This is a genomic window from Mesorhizobium denitrificans (assembly GCF_003403035.1).
GTDB lineage: Bacteria > Pseudomonadota > Alphaproteobacteria > Rhizobiales > Rhizobiaceae > Mesorhizobium_G > Mesorhizobium_G denitrificans.
Genome location: NZ_QURN01000001.1, coordinates 476,428 through 496,261, shown reverse-complemented (window position 1 = coordinate 496,261; position 19,834 = coordinate 476,428). Strand labels below are relative to the sequence as shown.

The 19,834-nt window shown below is 57.3% G+C and carries 20 protein-coding genes; 8 read left to right on the top strand and 12 right to left on the bottom strand.

Annotated features, from left to right (window positions below):
- Nucleotides 1–39 precede the first annotated feature (39 nt).
- From DY251_RS02325 to DY251_RS02310, 4 genes are read left to right on the top strand one after another with little or no spacing between them, the layout of a single operon-like run.
- Complete coding sequence (locus DY251_RS02325; protein WP_116622203.1) at nt 40–1,134, top strand: microcin C ABC transporter permease YejB; 1,095 nt, start codon at nt 40–42, stop codon at nt 1,132–1,134.
- Entirely contained in the window at nt 1,134–2,267 is a 1,134-nt protein-coding gene (locus DY251_RS02320) for an ABC transporter permease (RefSeq protein WP_116622202.1), read from the top strand. The genes DY251_RS02325 and DY251_RS02320 overlap by 1 nt, the downstream gene beginning before the upstream one ends.
- Nucleotides 2,264–3,892: an ABC transporter ATP-binding protein gene (locus DY251_RS02315; protein WP_116622201.1), complete on the top strand. Its 1,629-nt coding sequence runs from the start codon at nt 2,264–2,266 to the stop codon at nt 3,890–3,892. Before DY251_RS02320 ends, DY251_RS02315 begins: the two co-directional genes overlap by 4 nt.
- A 35-nt stretch (nt 3,893–3,927) precedes the next feature.
- Nucleotides 3,928–4,863: a 2-hydroxyacid dehydrogenase gene (locus DY251_RS02310; protein ID WP_425373264.1), complete on the top strand. Its 936-nt coding sequence runs from the start codon at nt 3,928–3,930 to the stop codon at nt 4,861–4,863.
- Nucleotides 4,864–5,004: 141 nt separating this feature from the next.
- On the opposite strand, the gene DY251_RS02305 is transcribed toward DY251_RS02310, so the two are convergent.
- Genes DY251_RS02305 through DY251_RS02295 form a run of 3 tightly spaced genes read right to left on the bottom strand, consistent with a single transcriptional unit; the run spans nt 5,005 to nt 7,614 of the window.
- Complete coding sequence (locus DY251_RS02305; protein ID WP_116622199.1) at nt 5,005–5,856, bottom strand: C40 family peptidase; 852 nt, start codon at nt 5,854–5,856, stop codon at nt 5,005–5,007.
- Complete coding sequence (locus DY251_RS02300; RefSeq protein WP_116622198.1) at nt 5,853–6,203, bottom strand: MarR family winged helix-turn-helix transcriptional regulator; 351 nt, start codon at nt 6,201–6,203, stop codon at nt 5,853–5,855. The genes DY251_RS02305 and DY251_RS02300 overlap by 4 nt, the downstream gene beginning before the upstream one ends.
- A 43-nt stretch (nt 6,204–6,246) precedes the next feature.
- Nucleotides 6,247–7,614 carry a leucyl aminopeptidase family protein gene (locus DY251_RS02295; RefSeq protein WP_116622197.1) on the bottom strand — a complete coding sequence of 456 codons (1,368 nt, stop codon included), beginning with the start codon at nt 7,612–7,614 and terminating at the stop codon, nt 6,247–6,249.
- Nucleotides 7,615–7,727: 113 nt separating this feature from the next.
- Here DY251_RS02295 and DY251_RS02290 point away from each other — a divergent pair, with 113 nt between their 5' ends.
- The gene (locus DY251_RS02290) at nt 7,728–8,528 is read left to right on the top strand and encodes a tetratricopeptide repeat protein (protein WP_116622307.1); all 801 of its coding nucleotides are present in this window, start codon (nt 7,728–7,730) and stop codon (nt 8,526–8,528) included.
- A gap of 123 nt (nt 8,529–8,651) precedes the next feature.
- Here DY251_RS02290 and DY251_RS02285 read toward each other — a convergent pair whose 3' ends face one another.
- From DY251_RS02285 to DY251_RS02245, 9 genes are all read right to left on the bottom strand, one after another.
- Entirely contained in the window at nt 8,652–9,665 is a 1,014-nt protein-coding gene (locus DY251_RS02285; protein ID WP_116622196.1) for a type II secretion system F family protein, read from the bottom strand.
- Between the two features lie 3 nt (nt 9,666–9,668).
- Entirely contained in the window at nt 9,669–10,682 is a 1,014-nt protein-coding gene (locus DY251_RS02280; RefSeq protein ID WP_116622195.1) for a type II secretion system F family protein, read from the bottom strand.
- Between the two features lie 76 nt (nt 10,683–10,758).
- Nucleotides 10,759–12,231, bottom strand: a complete 1,473-nt coding sequence (locus DY251_RS02275) for a TadA family conjugal transfer-associated ATPase (protein ID WP_116622194.1) — start codon at nt 12,229–12,231, stop codon at nt 10,759–10,761.
- Nucleotides 12,232–12,452: 221 nt separating this feature from the next.
- Nucleotides 12,453–13,724, bottom strand: a complete 1,272-nt coding sequence (locus DY251_RS02270) for a CpaE/TadZ family protein (protein ID WP_116622193.1) — start codon at nt 13,722–13,724, stop codon at nt 12,453–12,455.
- A gap of 52 nt (nt 13,725–13,776) precedes the next feature.
- Entirely contained in the window at nt 13,777–14,442 is a 666-nt protein-coding gene (locus DY251_RS02265; RefSeq protein WP_116622192.1) for a CpaD family pilus assembly protein, read from the bottom strand.
- 15 nt (nt 14,443–14,457) lie between these two features.
- Nucleotides 14,458–15,984 carry a type II and III secretion system protein family protein gene (locus DY251_RS02260; protein WP_425373270.1) on the bottom strand — a complete coding sequence of 509 codons (1,527 nt, stop codon included), beginning with the start codon at nt 15,982–15,984 and terminating at the stop codon, nt 14,458–14,460.
- Between the two features lie 5 nt (nt 15,985–15,989).
- Nucleotides 15,990–16,796, bottom strand: a complete 807-nt coding sequence (gene cpaB / locus DY251_RS02255) for a Flp pilus assembly protein CpaB (protein WP_116622190.1) — start codon at nt 16,794–16,796, stop codon at nt 15,990–15,992.
- A 123-nt stretch (nt 16,797–16,919) separates the two neighbouring features.
- Nucleotides 16,920–17,438: an A24 family peptidase gene (locus tag DY251_RS02250; RefSeq protein WP_116622189.1), complete on the bottom strand. Its 519-nt coding sequence runs from the start codon at nt 17,436–17,438 to the stop codon at nt 16,920–16,922.
- Nucleotides 17,439–17,537: 99 nt separating this feature from the next.
- The gene (locus tag DY251_RS02245) at nt 17,538–17,717 is read right to left on the bottom strand and encodes a Flp family type IVb pilin (protein WP_116622188.1); all 180 of its coding nucleotides are present in this window, start codon (nt 17,715–17,717) and stop codon (nt 17,538–17,540) included.
- 346 nt (nt 17,718–18,063) lie between these two features.
- On the opposite strand from DY251_RS02245, the gene DY251_RS02240 reads away from it, so the two are divergent.
- From DY251_RS02240 to DY251_RS02230, 3 genes are all read left to right on the top strand, one after another.
- Nucleotides 18,064–18,507, top strand: coding sequence for a pilus assembly protein N-terminal domain-containing protein (locus DY251_RS02240; protein ID WP_116622187.1), 444 nt, complete (start codon nt 18,064–18,066; stop codon nt 18,505–18,507).
- A 114-nt stretch (nt 18,508–18,621) separates the two neighbouring features.
- A complete protein-coding gene (locus DY251_RS02235) occupies nt 18,622–19,203 on the top strand; it encodes a TadE/TadG family type IV pilus assembly protein (RefSeq protein WP_116622186.1) in 582 nt (193 codons plus the stop codon).
- An 8-nt stretch (nt 19,204–19,211) separates the two neighbouring features.
- Nucleotides 19,212–19,829, top strand: a complete 618-nt coding sequence (locus tag DY251_RS02230; RefSeq protein WP_158553210.1) for a TadE/TadG family type IV pilus assembly protein — start codon at nt 19,212–19,214, stop codon at nt 19,827–19,829.
- Nucleotides 19,830–19,834 lie beyond the last annotated feature (5 nt).

Below are 19,834 nucleotides of genomic sequence, written 5' to 3'. Positions count from 1 at the left end.
GATACCTTTCGGCCATAAGCGAAACTCGGACGTAAGCTGATGGCAGCCTATGTTCTCCGCCGCCTGCTGCTGATGATTCCGACCATTTTCGGCATCATGGCTATTTCCTTCGCCGTCATTCAGTTTGCGCCCGGCGGCCCGGTCGAGCAGGTCATTGCACGTATCAGCGGTCAGGGCGGTGATGACCGCCTCTCCGGCGGCGGTGCAGACGCCGGTGCCGGCGGCAATTTCGACGCGGGAGGCGAAAGCTCGAAATATCGCGGCGCGCAGGGGCTGGACCCGGAATTCATCGCCAAGCTGGAAAAGCAATTCGGCTTCGACAAACCGCCGCTGGAACGCTTCGGCAAAATGCTTTGGGACTATGCCCGCTTCGACTTCGGCGAGAGCTATTTCCGCGATATTTCCGTGCTGGACCTGATCCTTGAGAAAATGCCGGTGTCGATCACCATCGGCCTTTGGATCACCATTCTGTCCAATCTCATTTCCATCCCGCTCGGCATTCGAAAAGCCGTGAAAGACGGCTCGCGCTTCGACATCTGGACCAGCGCCATCGTCATTGTCGCTTACGCAATTCCCGGCTTCCTGTTCGGCATTCTGCTGATGGTGCTTTTTGCGGGCGGCTCATTCTTCGATTGGTTTCCGTTGCAGGGCCTGACCTCGGATAATTTCGACCAACTCTCGCTCGGCGGGAAAGTCCTCGATTATCTCTGGCACATCACCTTGCCGCTGGCCGCGTTGGTGCTGTCGGCGTTCGCCGTCACGACCCTGCTGACGAAAAATTCCTTCCTCGAGGAAATTCGCAAGCAATATGTCGTCACCGCCCGCGCCAAGGGCCTTTCCGAGCAGCGCGTGCTTTACGGTCACGTTTTCCGCAACGCCATGTTGATCGTCATCGCAGGCTTTCCCGGCGCGTTCATCTCGGCCTTTTTCAGCGGCTCGCTGCTCATCGAAAACATCTTCTCGCTGGATGGCCTCGGCCTGCTCGGCTGGCAGTCCGTGCTGAACCGCGACTATCCGGTCGTGTTCGCAACGCTCTACATCTTTTCCCTGATGGGTCTGCTCGTGAACCTGTTGTCCGACATGGTCTACACCTGGATCGACCCCCGCATCGACTTCGAGCGGAGGGATGTCTGATGACTGTCGCAGACGCCATCGCCAAGCCCACCAAGCGGCCACTCGTCTCACCGCTGAACCAGCGCCGCTGGGCGAATTTCAAGGCAAACCGTCGCGGCTACTGGTCGCTCTGGATTTTCCTCGTCCTGTTCATCCTGTCGATGTTTGCTGAATTCATCGCCAATGACCGTCCGGTGCTGGCCTCGTACAAAGGCGAAATCCTGTTCCCGACAGTGGTGGACTACCCTGAAGAAAAATTCGGCGGCTTCCTCGCCATCACGGATTATCGCGATCCTGTCATTCAGGACGAGATCAACTCGAATGGCTGGATGATCTGGCCGCCAATCCGCTATTCCTACCGCACGCCCAACAATGAGATTCCGCAGGCAGCACCCGCCAAGCCGTCTTGGATGTACACCAAGGAGGAGCGCTGCCAGCGCTATCCGCAAGGCGTCAACGATGCGAACTGCACGCTCGGCAACTGGAACTGGCTGGGCACGGACGACCAGACGCGCGATGTGCTCGCCCGCGTCATTTACGGCTTCCGCATTTCGGTGCTGTTCGGCCTGCTTCTCACCATCGGCTCCGCCGTCATCGGCGTATCCGCTGGCGCTGTGCAGGGCTATTTCGGCGGCTGGACCGACCTGATCTTCCAGCGCTTCATCGAGATATGGTCGGCCATGCCGATGCTGTACCTGCTCATGATTATTGCGGCGATCCTGCCGCCCGGCTTCTTCATCCTGCTTGGCATCATGTTGCTGTTTTCGTGGGTCGCATTCGTTGGCGTGGTGCGCGCCGAGTTTCTGCGCGCGCGCAATTTTGAATATGTGAACGCAGCCCGCGCGCTCGGGGTGCCAAATGCCACCATCATCGTCCGCCATCTTTTGCCCAACGCAATGGTGGCAACGCTCACCTTCCTGCCATTCATTTTGAACTCGTCCATCACGACGCTCACCTCACTGGATTATCTCGGCTTTGGCCTGCCGCCCGGCTCGGCCTCGCTGGGCGAATTGCTCAAGCAGGGTCAGGGCAATCTGAACGCTCCGTGGCTCGGCCTCACCGGCTTCGCCGTCATGGCTGTCATGCTGTCGCTGCTCATCTTCATCGGCGAGGCGACGCGCGACGCCTTCGATCCGCGAAAGACGTTCAAATGAGCGAGCCGCTGCTTTCCGTCAAAGATCTGTCGGTCACGTTCACGCAGGGCGGGCGCACCATCACTGCCGTCGATCACATCTCGTTCGACATCGCCAAGGGCGAAACGCTCGCGCTGGTGGGCGAATCCGGTTCGGGCAAATCCGTATCGGCACTGTCCATCCTCAAGCTCCTGCCCTACCCGCCCGCCAGCCACCCGAATGGCTCTATCGTGTTTGAAGGCAAAGACCTTCTGCAATGCAGTGAGCAGCAGTTGCGCGGCGTGCGCGGCAACGACATCACCATCATTTTTCAGGAACCGATGACCTCGCTGAACCCCCTTCACACGATCTCGCATCAAGTGATGGAGGTGCTCAAGCTGCACAAGGGCATGGGCGACAAGGCAGCGCAAACGCGCACGCTCGAACTCTTCAAGGAAGTCGGCATTCGCGACCCTGAAAAGCGCCTGGACGCCTATCCGCACCAATTGTCGGGCGGCCAGCGCCAGCGCGTCATGATTGCGATGGCGCTCGCCAACGAGCCCAAATTGCTGATCGCGGACGAGCCAACCACCGCTCTAGACGTCACCGTGCAGGCGCAAATTCTCGAACTGCTCGCCAAGCTCAAGCAGGAAAAGGGCATGTCCATGCTCTTCATCACGCATGACCTCGGCATCGTTCGCAAGATTGCGGACCGCGTTTGCGTCATGACCCAAGGCCGCATCGTCGAGCATGGCCCGACCGCTGAAATTTTCGCTAATCCGCAGCATCCTTACACAAAAAAGCTGCTCGCCGCAGAGCCCAAGGGCAGACCGCCAGTGCCGGACCCCAAGGCTGAAACCGTCATGTCCGGTGATGACATCAAGGTCTGGTTTCCCATCAGGCAGGGATTTTTCCGCCGCGTTGTCGACTATGTGAAAGCAGTCGATGGCATCGATGTTCAGGTCCGCGCGGGGCAAACGCTCGGCGTCGTCGGCGAATCCGGCTCCGGCAAAACCACACTCGGCCTTGCCCTTGCCCGCATGATTTCGTCAAAGGGTCGCATCGATTTTGCCGGTCAGGAGATCGACCAGCTCAGCTATTCGCAAATGCGCCCGCTGCGGCGCGAATTGCAGATCGTTTTTCAAGATCCGTTCGGCTCGCTCAGCCCGCGCATGTCGGTGGCTGAAATCATCGAGGAAGGTCTGAAAATCCACGAGCCCAAGCTCACCATCGACGAGCGCGACCAACATGTCGTCGATGTTCTGAACGAAGTCGGGCTCGATCCGAGCACGCGCTTTCGCTATCCACACGAATTCTCCGGCGGCCAGCGCCAGCGCATCGCCATTGCGCGCGCCATGGTGCTGAACCCGCGTTTTGTCATGCTGGATGAGCCGACCTCGGCGCTGGATATGAGCGTTCAGGCGCAGGTGGTGGACCTGCTGCGCCGCCTTCAGGAAAAGCACAATCTGGCTTACCTGTTCATCAGCCACGATCTGAAAGTGGTTCGCGCCCTGGCCAATGACGTCATCGTCATGCGCAATGGCAAGGTGGTTGAGCACGGCCCCTCGCGCCAGATTTTCGAGAATCCCGAAACGGATTATACGCGCGCCCTTATCTCTGCCGCTTTCCATATGGAAACCGCGAAGGAAGGCGTCGTCAGTCAGTAGTTGCGATTACAGCGAGCCATGCGTATGGAATCTGCATGGATCGCATTCTTCTTTCTGTAACTGGCTTTAACCCGCATCGCTGGCAGGAATTGCTGGCGCAAGACCGTGAGGTCGTTCTGGAGCCGGATGGGTCAAATGACCCGTCGATCCGTTATGCGGTTGTCTGGAAGCAGAAGCCTAATGTTCTGGCGCGCTTGCCCAACCTGAAGGCCATTTTCTCAATCGGCGCAGGCGTCGATCACATTCTCGCGGATCGCACCCTGCCCGATGTGCCGATCGTTCGTGTGATCGATCCGAACCTTACGCAACACATGGTAGAATACATTGTCTGGCGCGTTATGGATCACCATCGCCAGGGCTTGGCCTACCGCGCGCAACAGGCTCGGAAGGTTTGGAACGAGCGCGCGCAGCGCACCGCACAGGATATTTCGGTCGGCATTATGGGCATTGGTGCATTGGGAAGCGCTGCCGCGAAGGCGCTCACCTCGCTTGGTTTTCACGTCAACGGCTGGAGCCGCACCGAGCGCAAAGTCTCGGGTGTCAATGCCTATCACGGCGAGAGCGGCCTGATCCCATTCCTGAACTCGACAGACATTCTTGTCGTGCTGCTGCCACTCACTGACCAGACGCGCGGCATCATCAATTACGAACTTCTGCGCGAGCTGCGCCGCCGCAATGGCCTTGGCGGAGCCGTGCTGATCAGCGCGGGACGTGGCAAGCTGCACAAGGACGCCGACATTCTTCGCGCGCTTGAAGATGGCACGCTGAAAGAAGCCAGCCTTGATGTTTTCGAGCAGGAACCCCTGCCGAAGACCAGCCCGATCTGGGGCAACCCGAAAGTTTTCATCACACCCCATGCCGCCGCTACATCCAATCCCGCGCACCTTGTCCGCCCCATGCTGGAGCAGATGCGGGCGGCCGACGAAGGCAAGCCTTTGCTAAACCTTGTGGACCGCGCTGCGGGATATTGAGGTCGGTGGGCTTGCGAGTTTTGAGTATCGCGTGAACTTCTCAATTCTCCATCTCCCTGCTTACGGGGAGTGAGCAAGGGTGAGGAGCAGCACGAGTTATCGCAATTTGCAAACCCCTCGCGCCACCGACGCTAAGCAACACTAAGGCCGTCTGTAGCGGTTGGGATGTCCGTAGAGATAGCCGATGCGCTCTATCGCATCGGCCAGCAGTTCCAACGACACCAGCATGGTGTGGCCGTTTGCGTGTATCATCAGTTCGGGATCGACCATGATCGCGACGTGGCCCTTCCAGAAAACGAGATCGCCGCGGCGCAGTCCATTTTCCGGATTGATTTCTTCGCCGATCGTCGCTTCCTGCATGTCCGTATCGCGAAGCACCTTCCGGCCAGCCATCATCATTGATGTCTGCACCAGCCCGGAACAATCAATGCCGAAGCCGGTCGTGCCGCCCCAGAGATAAGGCGTGTTCAGAAAAAGCTGCGCGATGGAAACATAGTCGTCCGCCTCGGCATCAATCGGCTGAAGATGCGCGGCAATCAGCGCGTTGCCATCGGCCGTCAGTGCATACCGCGTGCCGCGGGTTTCAGCTTCGCCGGAAATCGCAACTACCGATCCCATTGAAAGCACGCTGGCTCTTGGAAAGCGCAGATCGGCACCGGGATAGATGAATGTGCGCGGAACCACTACACGATGCGTCGGATGCTCCTGCGCTTCAGCAAGCGCACCGGCATCGACATAGCCAACATAACCATCCTGCTCGGCTTGCACCCAGGCCCAACCTTCGGCCTCATCAAACAGCAGAACCGGCGCGCCATATATCAATTGCGTGTCGATCCCGGCGCTTTCGGACGGCTTGCGCTTGAGATCGACAACGGGCGCGCGAACGAACGCGCGGCGACCTTGGACATAGCGTGGAGCAGCGACTTCGCTCTTCAGCCGCGCATCTGCAAGATCGTCACGGATCGCATGAAGGCGTTTGTCGAAATGCGTCAAAGCGGAAGCTCCCTTGCCTTGGCGATGATCGTATCACCAAAGCGCTCGACATAAAGTGCGCCCTCTACCGTGCGTCCGACAAGCACGTTGCGGCGGTCGTTTTCGTCCCGATGCCGATGCACCAGTTTGAGCGCGCCCATCGTATCCAGCGCGCGCGATATGACAGGCTTGGTCACGCCCAATCTTGCAGCCAGCCCGCGAACCGTGTGCGGTGGCCGCTCCAGATAGATGCAAAGCAGAATGGCAATCTGGCGCGTGCTGAGGTCAGGTCCATCGTCGTGGACCTCTGCCAATGCCACCCGCTCCCAGAGGCGCAACGCTTGTATCGGACGCAGAACAATCGACATACTTGCAGGATATGCAACAATCGTTTCGCATCCGTTTCAGATTTTATGCGCCGAAGCGTGTGGTCAGCAGTTGCTCCAGCGCGCGAATACATTGCGCCTCGCCACCCACCGGCGACCAAGGTTTCGCAGTCGGATTCCAGCCGAAAATATCGAAATGCGACCAGCTCGCGGCCTTTTCGACAAAGCGCTGCAAGAACAGTGCGGCAGTGATCGAGCCTGCAAATCCATCGGTCGTCACATTGTTCGTGTCAGCGATTTTCGAGTCCAGTTTGGGGCGATAGGCCTGCCAAAGCGGCATACGCCAAAGCGGATCGGCGACCTTCGCGGAGGCTGCTTCCAGCTCAGCCGCAAACGCGTCATCATCCGTATAATAAGGGGGCAAATCCGGGCCGAGCGCGACACGCGCGGCGCCGGTCAACGTTGCCATATCGATCAAAAGCGAAGGCGCTTCCTCATCCGCAACGGCGAGTGCATCGCCAAGAATCAGACGGCCTTCCGCATCCGTATTGCCGATCTCGACCGTGATGCCCTTGCGGCTTTGCAGCACATCGCCGGGGCGAAATGCATTGGCCGAAATAGAGTTTTCGACCGCCGGAATCAGTACCCGCAAGCGCAATTTCAGCTTTGCAGCCATGATCATTGAGGCCAGGCCGAGCACATTTGCAGCGCCGCCCATATCCTTTTTCATCAGCAGCATTCCGCTGGCTGGCTTGATGTCCAGGCCACCAGTATCGAAGCAAACGCCTTTGCCGACCAGCGTTACCAGCGGCGCATTCGCCGGTCCCCAGCGCATGTCGATCAGTCGCGGCGCATGCGCCGATGCGCGGCCAACCGCGTGGATCATGAAAAGTCTTTCCTTGAGCAAGGCATCGCCCGAAGTAACCGAGACTTCGGCGCCATGCTGCTTGGCCAACTGGCGGACCGCATCTTCGAGCTGGTCAGGCCCCATATCATTGGTCGGGGTGTTGATGAGATCGCGGGCGAGAAAAACGCCATCCGCAATGCGACCGGCGCGCGCCATGTCGGCACCTTCAGGCGCAACGAAACGCAGCGTGCGATCGGTTTCTTTGCGATAGCGGACAAAGTCATATGCGCCGAGTTTCAATGCCAAAGCAGCGAATGTGGGATCGGCCAGCGAACCTGAAACGGCCCAATCGCCTTCCGGCAAATCGCGTGTCAGCGAAGCCAGCTTGAGCGTTGTGCCGAGTTCATCGGACTGGCCGAAAAAAGCGCCCGCCACGGCGCCAGTTGCATCAGGAAAAGCCAGCAATTTACCGGCTTTGCCCGTATACCCATTGGCCTTTGCCCAAGCCAGCGCCTGCGCTCCAGCGCCACTTTCCGCCAGCCCATCGACGGTAACGAGGTGGACCGTTCGCGCAGTTTTTCCAGCGTCCAGAAACTCAAGCTGCATGGTCATTCCTTAACAAGTTCCGGCGGTAATTAACCATCCGTTAGGGTTAACAGAATATTTCTTCGTGATAGCGCGGCCAACGAAGCCGCTGTGGAGTGAGGGACATGGTGGCGATGTGGACCAATAGGGCTGGGAAGGCAACCGGGAAACGCATGATCAAGGTTGCTGCGGCAATAGCGCTGGCGGCCAGTGTTTCAGCATGTGCCAACAGCAAGATGACAACCGGATCAATCAATCGCGATGGTTCCGGCACGCAAACAGCAATTGCAACGGGCGATGCGACGACGCTCGGAAACGCTTATTCCAAGAACCCGACCGACAAAGGCACGGCATTGGGTTATGCCAGTGCATTGCAGGCGAACGGCAATAGCGATCAGGCTTTGGCGGTCGTTCGCAAGCTCGCAATTGAGCATCCGAAAGACCGTGAAGTCCTTGCGGCATATGGGAAAGCGCTGGCTTCCGACGGTCAACTCGAGCCGGCATTGGACGCAGTTCGCAGAGCGCAAACGCCGGAATATCCGGATTGGCGATTGATGTCGGCAGAGGCATCGATTGTGGACCAGCTGGGCGATCGCGAGCTGGCAAGAGAGCTTTATCGCAAGGCGCTGGACATCCAGCCGAACGAGCCGAGCGTACTTTCAAATCTCGGTATGTCCTACGTTCTGGAAGGCAATTTGAAGACCGCTGAAAGCTATTTGAAAACAGCGGTTTCGCAGCCGGGTGCGGATAGCAGGGTGCGGCAGAATCTGGCGCTGGTGGTCGGATTGCAGGGCCGGTTCGGAGAGGCCGAACAGATTGCCGGGCAGGATATTTCGCCTGAACAAGCGAAGGCGAATGTCGCTTATCTTCGCAGCATGTTGTCGCAGCAAAATGCCTGGGGCCAGCTCAAGGCGCAGGACAAAAACACGAACTGAGCGCAAAAACCGCGCAAACGAACGGGTCTTTTAAGCGCAAAACGCGCGGTTTTCGGAAAAATACGGTCATAAAAGCTCGCGCTTTGCGCGAGCTTTTCATGTTTTACGCCCGTAAAAGCGTGCTTAGCGAGGCGCGCTGTTCATCATGCCGGAGAAGCCGCCCTGCGCACTGATCTGCATACCGGCAGGTCCGAGAATGATCAGGAACAGCACTGGCAGGAAAAACAGGATCATCGGAACGGTGAGCTTCGGCGGAAGTGCGGCAGCCTTCTTTTCGGCGGCGGTAAGACGCGCTTCACGGCTTTCCTGAGCAAGCACACGCAAGGCATGCGCAACAGGAGTACCATAGCGCTCGGCTTGGATCAGAGCTTGCGCGACCGACTTGACGGCTTCGACGCCCGTGCGGGAGGACAGGTTATCGTAGGCCTGGCGACGCTCCTGCAGGAATGAAAGTTCGGCAGTCGTCAATACAAGTTCTTCGGCAAGATCGATGGACTGGGAACCGATTTCTTCCGACACCTTTTTCAAAGCGGCTTCGACCGACATACCCGATTCCACGCAGATCAGCATGAGGTCGAGCGCATCCGGCCAGGCGCGCTGAATTGAACCCTTGCGCTTGTTAGCCCGGTTATTGACGTAAAGGATCGGCGCGTAAAAGCCAGCATAGGCGGCAAGGACGCAGATGAAGAAACGGATCGGAGCCGCCTGCTCGGCAAATTCGCCAAGGCCATAGACGTAGAAAAGCGCACCGCCGAAGAAAAGGAATGGCAGCACAAGGCGGAAAAACAGGAAGCGGTTCAGCGGATCATTGCCGCGAAAGCCGGCGATTTTCAGCTTGGCAAGCGTGTTTTCATCGGCAAGTGCGCGGCGCAGATCGAGCCGATCAACGATTGATCGCATGCCTTTCGATTCTTCGATGCGCAAACCACGACGACGGCCTTCGGCTTCCGCTAATTTGCTGCGCTGCCGGTTGCGAAGTTCTTCGCGCTCAAGAGCTACGGTTTTCATCCGCGATGCAAGTGTATTGCCGCCGAAGCTTGGAAAAACGGAAAGCAGCGAAGCGAAGACCGCGATAGCGACAAACAACGAAACGAGAAACGAGCCGTCGGTGAGCGTCGAGAATACGTAACTAGTCATGGCTCATACCTCGAAGTTCATCATTTGCCGCATGATGAAAATGCCGATGCCCATCCAGAACCCACCAATGCCGAGCATCAGATTGCCGGTCGAGGTGGTGAAGAGCGGCATGATGTAAGTGGGGCTGGTAAGGTATACGAGAAACGCAACGACGATCGGCAAAGCGCCGATGATGACAGCGGAAGCTTTTGCTTCCATCGAAAGCGCGGCCACTTTGGCCTTCATCTTTTTACGGTCACGCAGCACGCGCGAAAGATTGCCAAGCGCCTCGGAGAGATTACCACCTGCTTGCGACTGAATCTGAATCACGATGCCGAAAAATCCGGCTTCCGCGCAAGGCATCGTTTCCGTCATGCGCATGGACGCTTCGGGAATGGAAATCCCAATCTGCTGAGCCTCGACGATGCGCCGAAATTCGCCCTTCACGGGTTCTCGCGCTTCCGTTGCAATGAGGCGCACGCCATCGTTCAAGGGCAGACCGGATTTGACCGCGCGGACGATAATGTCGAGCGCATTCGGAAACTCTTCGAGGAAATGCTTGATGCGGCGCTTGCGAAGGAAAGAAATGACAAAGCGAGGCAGACCAAGCGCACCAACCAAAGCCACCGCCGGAAGCAGATAATAGGGCATGTTGATGAAATATGCGCCGAATGTCAGCATCACGCAGGAAATTGCGGAATAGATGTAGAAGCGTTCCATTGAGGTTTCCAGGCCAGCCTGCTTGATCTGGATCTTCAACGGCGGGCGCATGGTGTTGCGCTCGCGAGCCTTGTTCCTGTCCTCAAGATCTTTCAGCGTTTCCTGCACCGCCTTGCGGCGCTTGCTCACATCTGCCTGACGGTCGCGAACGATTTTGGCAGCAGAACGGTCGTCCTCAGCCCGTTTCACATTTTCGAAACGCCGCTGCTGGACCTTCTCTTCGCGCACAGTGTTGAAAAGGATCGCATAGGCCAAGGCCCCGGCGGAAATTGCCGAAAGCACGAGAATGCCTATGAAAGTAAGATCGAAACCGAACACGAACGCTTTCCTACTCTACTGTACTGTACTCTAATCTACTCGGCCGCAGCGCCAGATACCCATCCTCACGCAAAACTCAGTCCCTCTGGACCTCCATGGATTCGAGTGAATTGGCGAGGCGCTGCTCTTCATTGAAATAGCGAGCGCGCTCCCAGAACTGCGGGCGGCCAATGCCTGTCGAAACATGCCGACCGACGAGCCTGCCGTTCTGATCTTCGCCCGTGATGTTGTAGAGGACGACATCCTGCGTGATAATGACGTCGCCTTCCATGCCGATCACCTCGGTGATGTGCGTGATGCGGCGTGAACCATCGCGCAGACGCGCAGCCTGAATGATGACATCCACCGAACCGACGATGATTTCGCGCACGGTCTTCTGCGGCAGGGAAAAACCACCCATCGCGATCATGGATTCCATACGGTTCAGGCATTCGCGCGGGCTGTTGGAGTGGATCGTGCCCATCGAGCCATCGTGGCCCGTATTCATGGCCTGCAGCAAGTCGAACACTTCGGGTCCGCGGACCTCGCCCACGATGATCCGTTCAGGACGCATACGCAGGCAGTTCTTTACGAGATCGCGCATCGTAACCTGACCTTCGCCTTCGAGGTTCGGTGGACGCGTTTCAAGCCGCACGACATGGGGCTGCTGGAGCTGCAATTCGGCGGAGTCCTCGCAGGTGATGACGCGCTCGTCGCGGTCAACATAGTTGGTCAGACAATTGAGCAATGTGGTCTTGCCCGAACCCGTACCACCGGAGATAATAACGTTGCAGCGCACCCGGCCAATGATCTTCAGGATTTCCGCGCCTTCGGGCGAGATGGCCCCGAAGCGCACGAGCTGGTCAAGCGTGAGCTTGTCCTTCTTGAACTTACGAATGGTGAGTGCGGCGCCATCGATGGCGAGCGGAGGCGCGATAACGTTGACACGCGAGCCATCTGGCAAGCGCGCGTCGCAGATTGGCGAAGATTCATCAACACGACGGCCAACCTGGCTCACGATGCGCTGGCAGACGTTCAGAAGCTGCTGGTTGTCGCGGAAGCGAATGCCCGTTTGCTCGACCTTACCGTTGACCTCGATATAAATCTGCTTCGCGCCATTGACCATGATATCGGCAATGTCATCGCGCGCCAGAAGCGGCTCCAGCGGACCATAGCCAAGCACGTCGTTGCAGATGTCGTCGAGCAGCTCTTCCTGCTCGGCAATAGACATCGCGAAATTCTTGATGGCGATGATGTCGTTGACGATGTCGCGGATTTCTTCGCGCGCATTTTCTGGTTCGAGCTTGGCAAGCTGCGAAAGATCGATGGTGTCGATGAGCGCCGAAAAGACCTGACTCTTGGTGTCGTAATAGGCTTCGCTGCGCTCGCGAGCGGCAACCGGCTTTGGCGGCTCGGGCGCACGAACGGGTTCAGGAGCCGGGCGAGCAGCGGGACGCGGTGCAGTCAGCACAGCCGTATCACCAGCCGGTTGACGCGCGGGCGGGGCAGGAGGAACAGGCGGCTTCGCGCCAGTTACCCTCGGCTCCTCATTACCTCTTCTACCGAACATAACTTCCTACACACCACTTTTGTACATTGAGCGAGCGGACAAGAAATAACCCCTCATCCGCCTACCGGCACCTTCTTCCGCAAGGGAGAAGGCAGAAACGTCAACGCCTCACAAACATTGCAACGTTGGTGATTGAACCCAGCATCGCCATTGCCCCCTTCTCCCCATTTGAGAGAAGGTACTGGCAGGCGGATGAGGGGTATATCTCCACCAACATCCAACTATTTCTTCCGCTTCAATCGTCCCAGCAACCCGCCGAACGACCGTGACTTGCGCGCCTTGATTTCGCCGCGACCCGTCAGGATGCGGGCGATTTCGGAAAGCTGCTGCGTTATCGGGCTTTTGGCATCCGTCTCGCCAATCATGCGACCGCTATTGCCGGCCTTGCCGAAAAGCTGGGGATCGAATGGGATGACTGCCAATGGATCGATGCCCAAAGGATCGGCAAACTCTTTCGGCGAAATTTCCGGACGCTTCGGCATGCCCACCTGATTGAGGATCAGCTTCGGCGGCGCATCGTTTGGCCGAAGCTTCTTCAACATATCGATCATGGTCTTGGCGTTGCGCAGATTGGCAAGTTCCGGCGTTGCGGTGATGACCACTTCATCAGCGCGTGTCAGGATTTGCCGCGCCCAACCCGTCCACACATGTGGCAGATCGAGAATAAGCACCGGCGCGCTGCGCTGTGCGGTGTCGATGATCTGGCTGAAGGCATCGCTGTCGAAATCATATGTGCGGTCGAGCGTGGACGGCGCAGCCAGCAATGACAGATGCTCAGCGCATTGGGTAAGCAAGCGGTCCAGATACACCTCGTCGACACGATCCGGCGCGAACACGGCTTCGGCCATGCCCTGCGGTGGATCCTGATCGAAATTGATGTTTGCCGTGCCGAAAGCCAGATCGAGATCCGCGACAACGACTTCGGACTTGAAAAGCGTGGAAATGCTCCACGCGATATTGTGCGCGATAGTTGATGATCCAACGCCACCCTTTGCGCCGACAAATGCGATGGAGTTGCCCATCGGAGCGGCTTCGGGGTCGATAAAGATGCCGGCAATGACATTGATGATGTCCGTCATTGTGACCGGAGCAACCATGTATTCGGAAATACCGGCGCGCATCAGGTCACGGTATAGGCCGACATCATTATAGTGGCCGACGACGATAACCTTGGTTGCAGGATCGCAATATTCGGAAAGCTGCTGCAACGAGCCCATCAAATCCTTGGGTTCGTTGCGCGATTCCAGAATGATGAGATTCGGCGTGGGTGCGGTCTGGTAAAATTCCAGCGCCGTCGACAGGCCGCCCATGTGCACCTTAAGGTGCGTCTTGAGCATGCGGCGGTCCTGTCCCGCCCGTTCTACCGCGCTGGCAACGGCTTCCGTCTCACAAAATGACTGAATCGAAATTCGCGGAACGGGACGAACCGAGCGAAGCGCTGCCGCATCGCCATCATCCTCTCCGCCGTGATCCTCATATGCCAGGTTGCTCATGTCAGCGTCCCCTGCCCTCTACCAATACGTGCAGAGTATCTCTATTAAGTTATTAATAGTTGATAGTTGGTATGAATGATCGCGAATTCACGCGATAATCCTCGATAACGACGGCCCGATTTTCCGCGTCGATCGTGGTCTGTTTGCGTGGTCCAAGCAGATCGTTCGGGTTGGAAATCTGCGCTGCAATGTTGTTCTGATAGGCGCAGCCGAAGTTTGCATAATGTGTGTTGTCTTTGTTGCGGGTGAGGTCTTCCGGCCAGACACCGCACTCATTGGTGTGCGCCTTAACGCCCATGAAGGACACGCGGACGGGCGCGGAAGCGTCTGGCGCACCAGCCTGATAGGTGGTGACGCTGATGCGGCCGGCCGGCACGCCGTTTGCCTTTGCGACACGCACGAAATCACGCGCAGCGCGCGAAGCGGCGAGGTCGTTCATCGCACCAACGGGACGCATGATCGTCAATGCGGGCGCGGCGTGCTTGTCATAATTGGCCAGAAAACCTTCGAGCGTTTCCACCTGCGCCTTTGTGGCGCCGCGATCGGTCGAACCGACGGGAAGGTCGATCGCGGATTCCTGCTCCGAAATCATGATCGGGTGGTTGGTCCGATAATCATCGGGGATGGCGCCGGTTTTGACGCGGTCCGCACAGCCGGCAAGCGCAAGCATGGCCAGTGGGGCCGCTATAGTGACGATCCGCAAAGAAGAGCGAAGCATGATGGTCCCCTCAAATCACTTATAAATGTAGCCGACAGTGCCGTTGTATTGACCGGCAGGCATCGCTGTTTTGGTGTTTCCGTAGATGCGGTTCACTTTGCCCATGAACATGGCATCGAGTTCGCCGGCGGGGTTGAAATTGTCGGTCGGCAAAGCCTGATCGGATCGCGCGGTCGGCTTGGTCAGATACGGCGTAACCAGGATCACCAGCTCGGTTTCGTTGCGGACAAAATCACGGCTGCGGAACATCGTGCCGAGCACCGGAATCTTGGACGCGCCGGGCAGACCATTAAGAACCTGACGGACATCATCTCGGACCAGACCAGCAATCATCATAGTGCCGCCGGAAGGCAACTCGACCGTTGTATCCGCAAGGCGCTTGCGGATGGATATGATGTTCGTCTGCCCGCCCAATGCGACCGCACCTTCATTCGTCGGCTCGGAAACGCTGGTGCGGACCTTCAGGCTTATGCGGCCGGCCGACAGAACGACCGGCTTGAATTCCAATCCAATGCCGTACTCGATCTTCTGGAGCGCCCATGTGGGATTGCCGGACATGTTGTCGTTCGAACGGTTTTCCGTGTAGCCGGTAACGAGGTTGAATTCGCCGCCGACCTTGAACGTTGCCTGCTCGCCGGAAACGGCGGAAAGAGTTGGCTCGGCAAGCGTTTTCATAACACCGGCCTGCTCCATCGCACTAAGCGAGGCGCTCAGCGCGGTGACACCCGTCTTGGCCAACGCAATAGAGGGGCTTCCGGCTCCGATAAGTGACTTGCCGAGACCGTAGATATTTTGGCTGGCCGATTGGAAGGTGATGCCGTTGGAACCTTCGTCCTGGGCGAACAGGTTAACCCCGAGCTGCTTCATGACGTTGCGGCTGACTTCAGCGACAGTCACCTTCAGCATGACCTGATCTTCGCCAATGATCTGGAGAAGGTTCACGATCTGCGATTTTTGGCGCACCTCGTCCGGATTGCTGATGGAAACACCGCCGCCATCCGTTGGAGCGGAAGCGGTCTGCGAATATTGCCCGGTGGTTGCCTCACCGCCGGTTACGAAGATATTTGCCAGATCGGCTGCACGCTTCGCGTCGAGAGGTGTATCGACCGTGCCGGTCAGGATCACGTTGTCGTTCAGAAGCTCGACCTTGACGTCCGAGGTCGGCAGAATTTTCTTGATGTAGGATTCGAGGCCGGCAACATCGCGCTCGATCTGGAGATCGAGGCTGGCGATCTGCTCGCCATTCGCACCGAATACGAAGATATTGGTTTCACCGACAGCCTTGCCGAAGAGATAGATGCGGCGCGATGTGCGGGTTACGGCATCGGCAACTACCGGATTTGCGACCAGAATGTCATAGGCATCGGACGGCAGGTCGATGACGATCGACTTGTTAAGACCAAGCTTGACGCGCTGGCTTGCGGTCGTGGCCGTTACGCGGGTGGATGCCGCCAAAGCGTCCGCTGCCTGCCAGCAAGGCGAGGTAACAAGCATGGCTGCAGTCGATGCCGCGAGGATTGCTGCCCGCGCTGATTTCAACATCGCACTCATTTCCGTCCCCCAACCTCTGAAATTTCACCGGACTTGATAATCCGGACCGTACCGGCACGCCCTTCACCAGAGACGAGGTAATCCGCCTCGTGGTCAGCCTTTTGCTGGGCATCCGCAACGGAGCGCAGAGCCAGTGTCAGACGATCCGCCATCTGCTGGGCGACGGTAATGATTTCCGCTTGCTGTGAGGTCAGTTCCAGCGTGGCGGTGTCGCCGACCTTGACCTTCTTGCCGTCCTCGTCTTCCTGAATGGTCTGGTCGATGGCCAGAACCTTGATGTTCTGCAGGATGGTTTCAGTCGTGAAACCATTTGCGCCACCTTCCTGCGCGTTGGAGCGGCGCGTCATGATGACGTCGACATAATCGTTCGGCAGGATGAACCCGCCCGCAGATGTGTCAGCTGCAATCTGGACGGCCACGGCGCGCTTGCCCGCGGGCAAAATCGAAGAGAGAAAGCTTTGACCATCGCCGACAAGCTTGGAGCGGCGCAGCGGCTCGCCCGTGTAAAGCGGCACGCGAGCCAGCGAGGTATTCAGCTTTTCCAGAGCATCGCCTTCTGCATCACGCGTGATGAAGCCTTCCGCAACATTGCTGGCCGGCCAAGCCTGCCACGCGATCTTGCCTTCCAGTGACGAACCCATCGGCACATCGCCGGTGAGAACCATCACATCTTTCAAGGCGATGCTGGGCTTGTCTGACTGAACGACGATCTGCTGCGGAACCAGCATGGTTTTGGCAACGTAGCCGGCACCAATGGCTGCTGCGACTGCCACCCCTAATATGAGGATTCTCGATGCTGCCATTCGCGTGGCTCCTGCCCGTACGGATCACATGTTGTGACCCGACATTGCCCCGCCAATCGTCAAATTATGGTTAATGAAGCGCTTACGTTTGTGCTTAATTTTGTATTTCGAGCTAATACTCGCTCAGGATGCGAGCTTGGCCAGCGCCCAGAGCATCAGGGGCGATTCAGCAAAGGCGATCATGCCGCCCGCACCAAGCGCGATCCCATAAGGCACGCCCTTTACGTCCGACGCGAAGTTGCGCAGGAACTGGTTTTGATAGGCGAGATGATGCCAGGGCGAACGGCGGAACAATAATATAGCAAGCGTGAGCTGCCCGCCGATAAGCGTTATCGCCATTAAATATGTGATGAGTGCAGGGCCGAAACCCATCCAGACTGCGGTGGCTGCCATAAGCTTGGCATCGCCGCCGCCCATTCCCCCGAAAGCGAACAGCGCAAAGGTTATTGCGAGGACTGCGGCACCGGCTGCCAGATGCATGCCGATTGCGCTTGCTTCCATGCCTGTCATCGGCGCGACGATGACAAATGCGCCGAGCATCAGAAGCGGCACGATATTGTTGATCTTCATGGACAGCACATCGGAGATGGCTGCATAGACCATGCAGAACGGGAACACGACGAAGATGATGGCTTCAAGCATTGCTATCGTTCCGTGGTCTGAAATGCCTTGCTATAAAAAAAGGCCGCCCATAAGGACGGCCTTCTGTTCGGTAAAAACCGACCGGCCGTAGCCGAAAACTTACTGCGGCTGATTAGCGTCAACCGTTGCAGAGATGTTCGAGAACGTGGTGTTCAGCGAACCGCCGAGCGAACGTGCGCCGACGATGATAGCGACTGCGATAAGGCAGGCGATGAGGCCGTATTCGATTGCGGTTGCACCCGACTCGTCCTTAACAAAACGTGCGATCAGTTTGGACATTCCCTTACTCCATTTGTTTGCAGCTCTCTGTCCGTCGGCTTTTTTCTTTGCAGATCGGATGCTGCAAACCTATGCGAGAGCCGTTGCAATCACCTTAAGAAATACCCTTACTAATTCCTTTCTTTTCTTATGTGCGATATGTAGTTAATGTTCACTCAACTGAACATTACAAAGTAAATCATTTATCTTTTTAGTTAAATTGCCGCTTTATTGCGCCGTATATAATATAGACGCGCTGCAGCGCCTAATGTCCATCCACATTCCGCTTAACCGTTAATTCACCAATTTCATTCACTTTCCATTGAACTCAAAGTGGCCATTGAACTCGAAGTGGCGGGAGCCTCGCATGAATCGGTCTTTCTTCAATCGCTGCGCAGCAACGGCGATTTCGTGCGTGGTGCTGCTGGGCGCACTTTCCGCGCAGGCAGCAGAGGGGATCGCTGTAGAGACCAACCAGGCGCGTATCGTTAAACTGCCACAAGCGGCAGACACAGTGATCGTGGGCAATCCCGAAATCGCGGATGTGGCTGTGCAGGACGACCAGACGATTGTTCTTACCGGCAAAGCCTTTGGCGTGACCAACCTTGTCATACTCGCAAAGGATGGCACCGCTATCGTTGACCAACAGGTTACGGTTTCTCGCCAGACCGTATCGACGCTTCGTGTTTACCGCCGCGCGGCGGTGCAAACACTTTCGTGCACCCCGCTGTGCGAACGCGCTTATACAAGCAGCTATGAAGCACGCTCCGATGCTTCGATGGCGCAGCCAATAATTACCACCGGTCAATAGCTAGGCGTTAATTGAGCGTAAATATACGCTTAGCATTTCGATCTTCGCCTCAAACCCTACTGCAACAAGTTTCGTTCATACTCTGCCTTGGTGGGAAGTATCAGGGTTACGGGTATGATGACGAAAACAGGCTCAGGGGCGCGCGCACGCGGCGCGAAGCGCTGCTTTCTTTTAAGGCGATACGCGCGAAATTCAGACGGCACGACGGCGGTCGAGTTCGGCTTGCTGGCAGTTCCTTTTTTGATGGCGTTGTTTGCAATCCTCGAATCAGGTGTTTCGATGGCTGTGCAACAATTGCTTGTGAACGCTACGGATAGTGTCGCGCGCCAGGTGCGCACAGGCGAAATCAAGGCCACTACGCAAACGCAGCTCAAGCAATTGATCTGCAATCGCATACAGTCGCTGGTGCCGGCGGGATGCCCCGGTCTGCGCGTAGATTTGCGCACTTATGCGACATTTCAGGCTGCCGCCAATCAGGTCGTTACCGTGCTTCCCAACGATGTTGCGTTGGAAATGAATGGCGGTGGCGCCGCGCCGCTGAAGGCACAAATCGGAGGGGCCGGCGCAAAGCAAACGTTGCGCACCTTCTACTTCTGGCCGCTGATGACGAATTTGCTAAGCGAATCCATGGGTACCGCCGGAAGCGGTCGTATTCTGCTGGGAGCAACGCAAACCTGGCAAAACGAAGTTTATTGAGGCGCGCCATGAACACTCGCACACCAATGGCAACCAAGAATGGAAACTCGCTTTTCAAGCGATTTGGCCTTGATCACAGCGGCGCTGCCGCCGTTGAGTTCGCAATCCTGATTCCTCTGCTGCTTTGCATGTATTTCGGCTCGATGGAGGTCATGCAGGCAATCGAAACCAACCGAAAACTGAACCGGACAACCGCCCAGATCGCGGATCTCGTCTCGCAGAATATGAACCTTGATAAGGCTGGTATCGACGCAATCATGCAGATCGCGCAAGCATCCATGATGCCTTACGATCGCTCGACGCCGGACGTAAAAATCACGGCGGTCAAGATGTCGAACGACGCAGTGCCTACCTCGACAGTTCTGTGGAAACGCAACCGCGTGAACGGGGCTTTCTCGAGCGCGGGCTCTTCCAACACAGCCGTAGCCGTTCCGGCGACGTTCAGGGAAAAGGGGCAGGTTGTGATCATGGTCGAAACCACGCTTCCTTATAATCTGATGATGACCTGGGATGGGCAGCATGCTTCGTCATATGGCGTTGCGGGCTTCTTCAACGGAATCCCGATGAAAAAGACCTATTACTTCCGGCCTCGCGTCGGCGGCACTGTGAACTGCAGCGATTGCTAAAACCC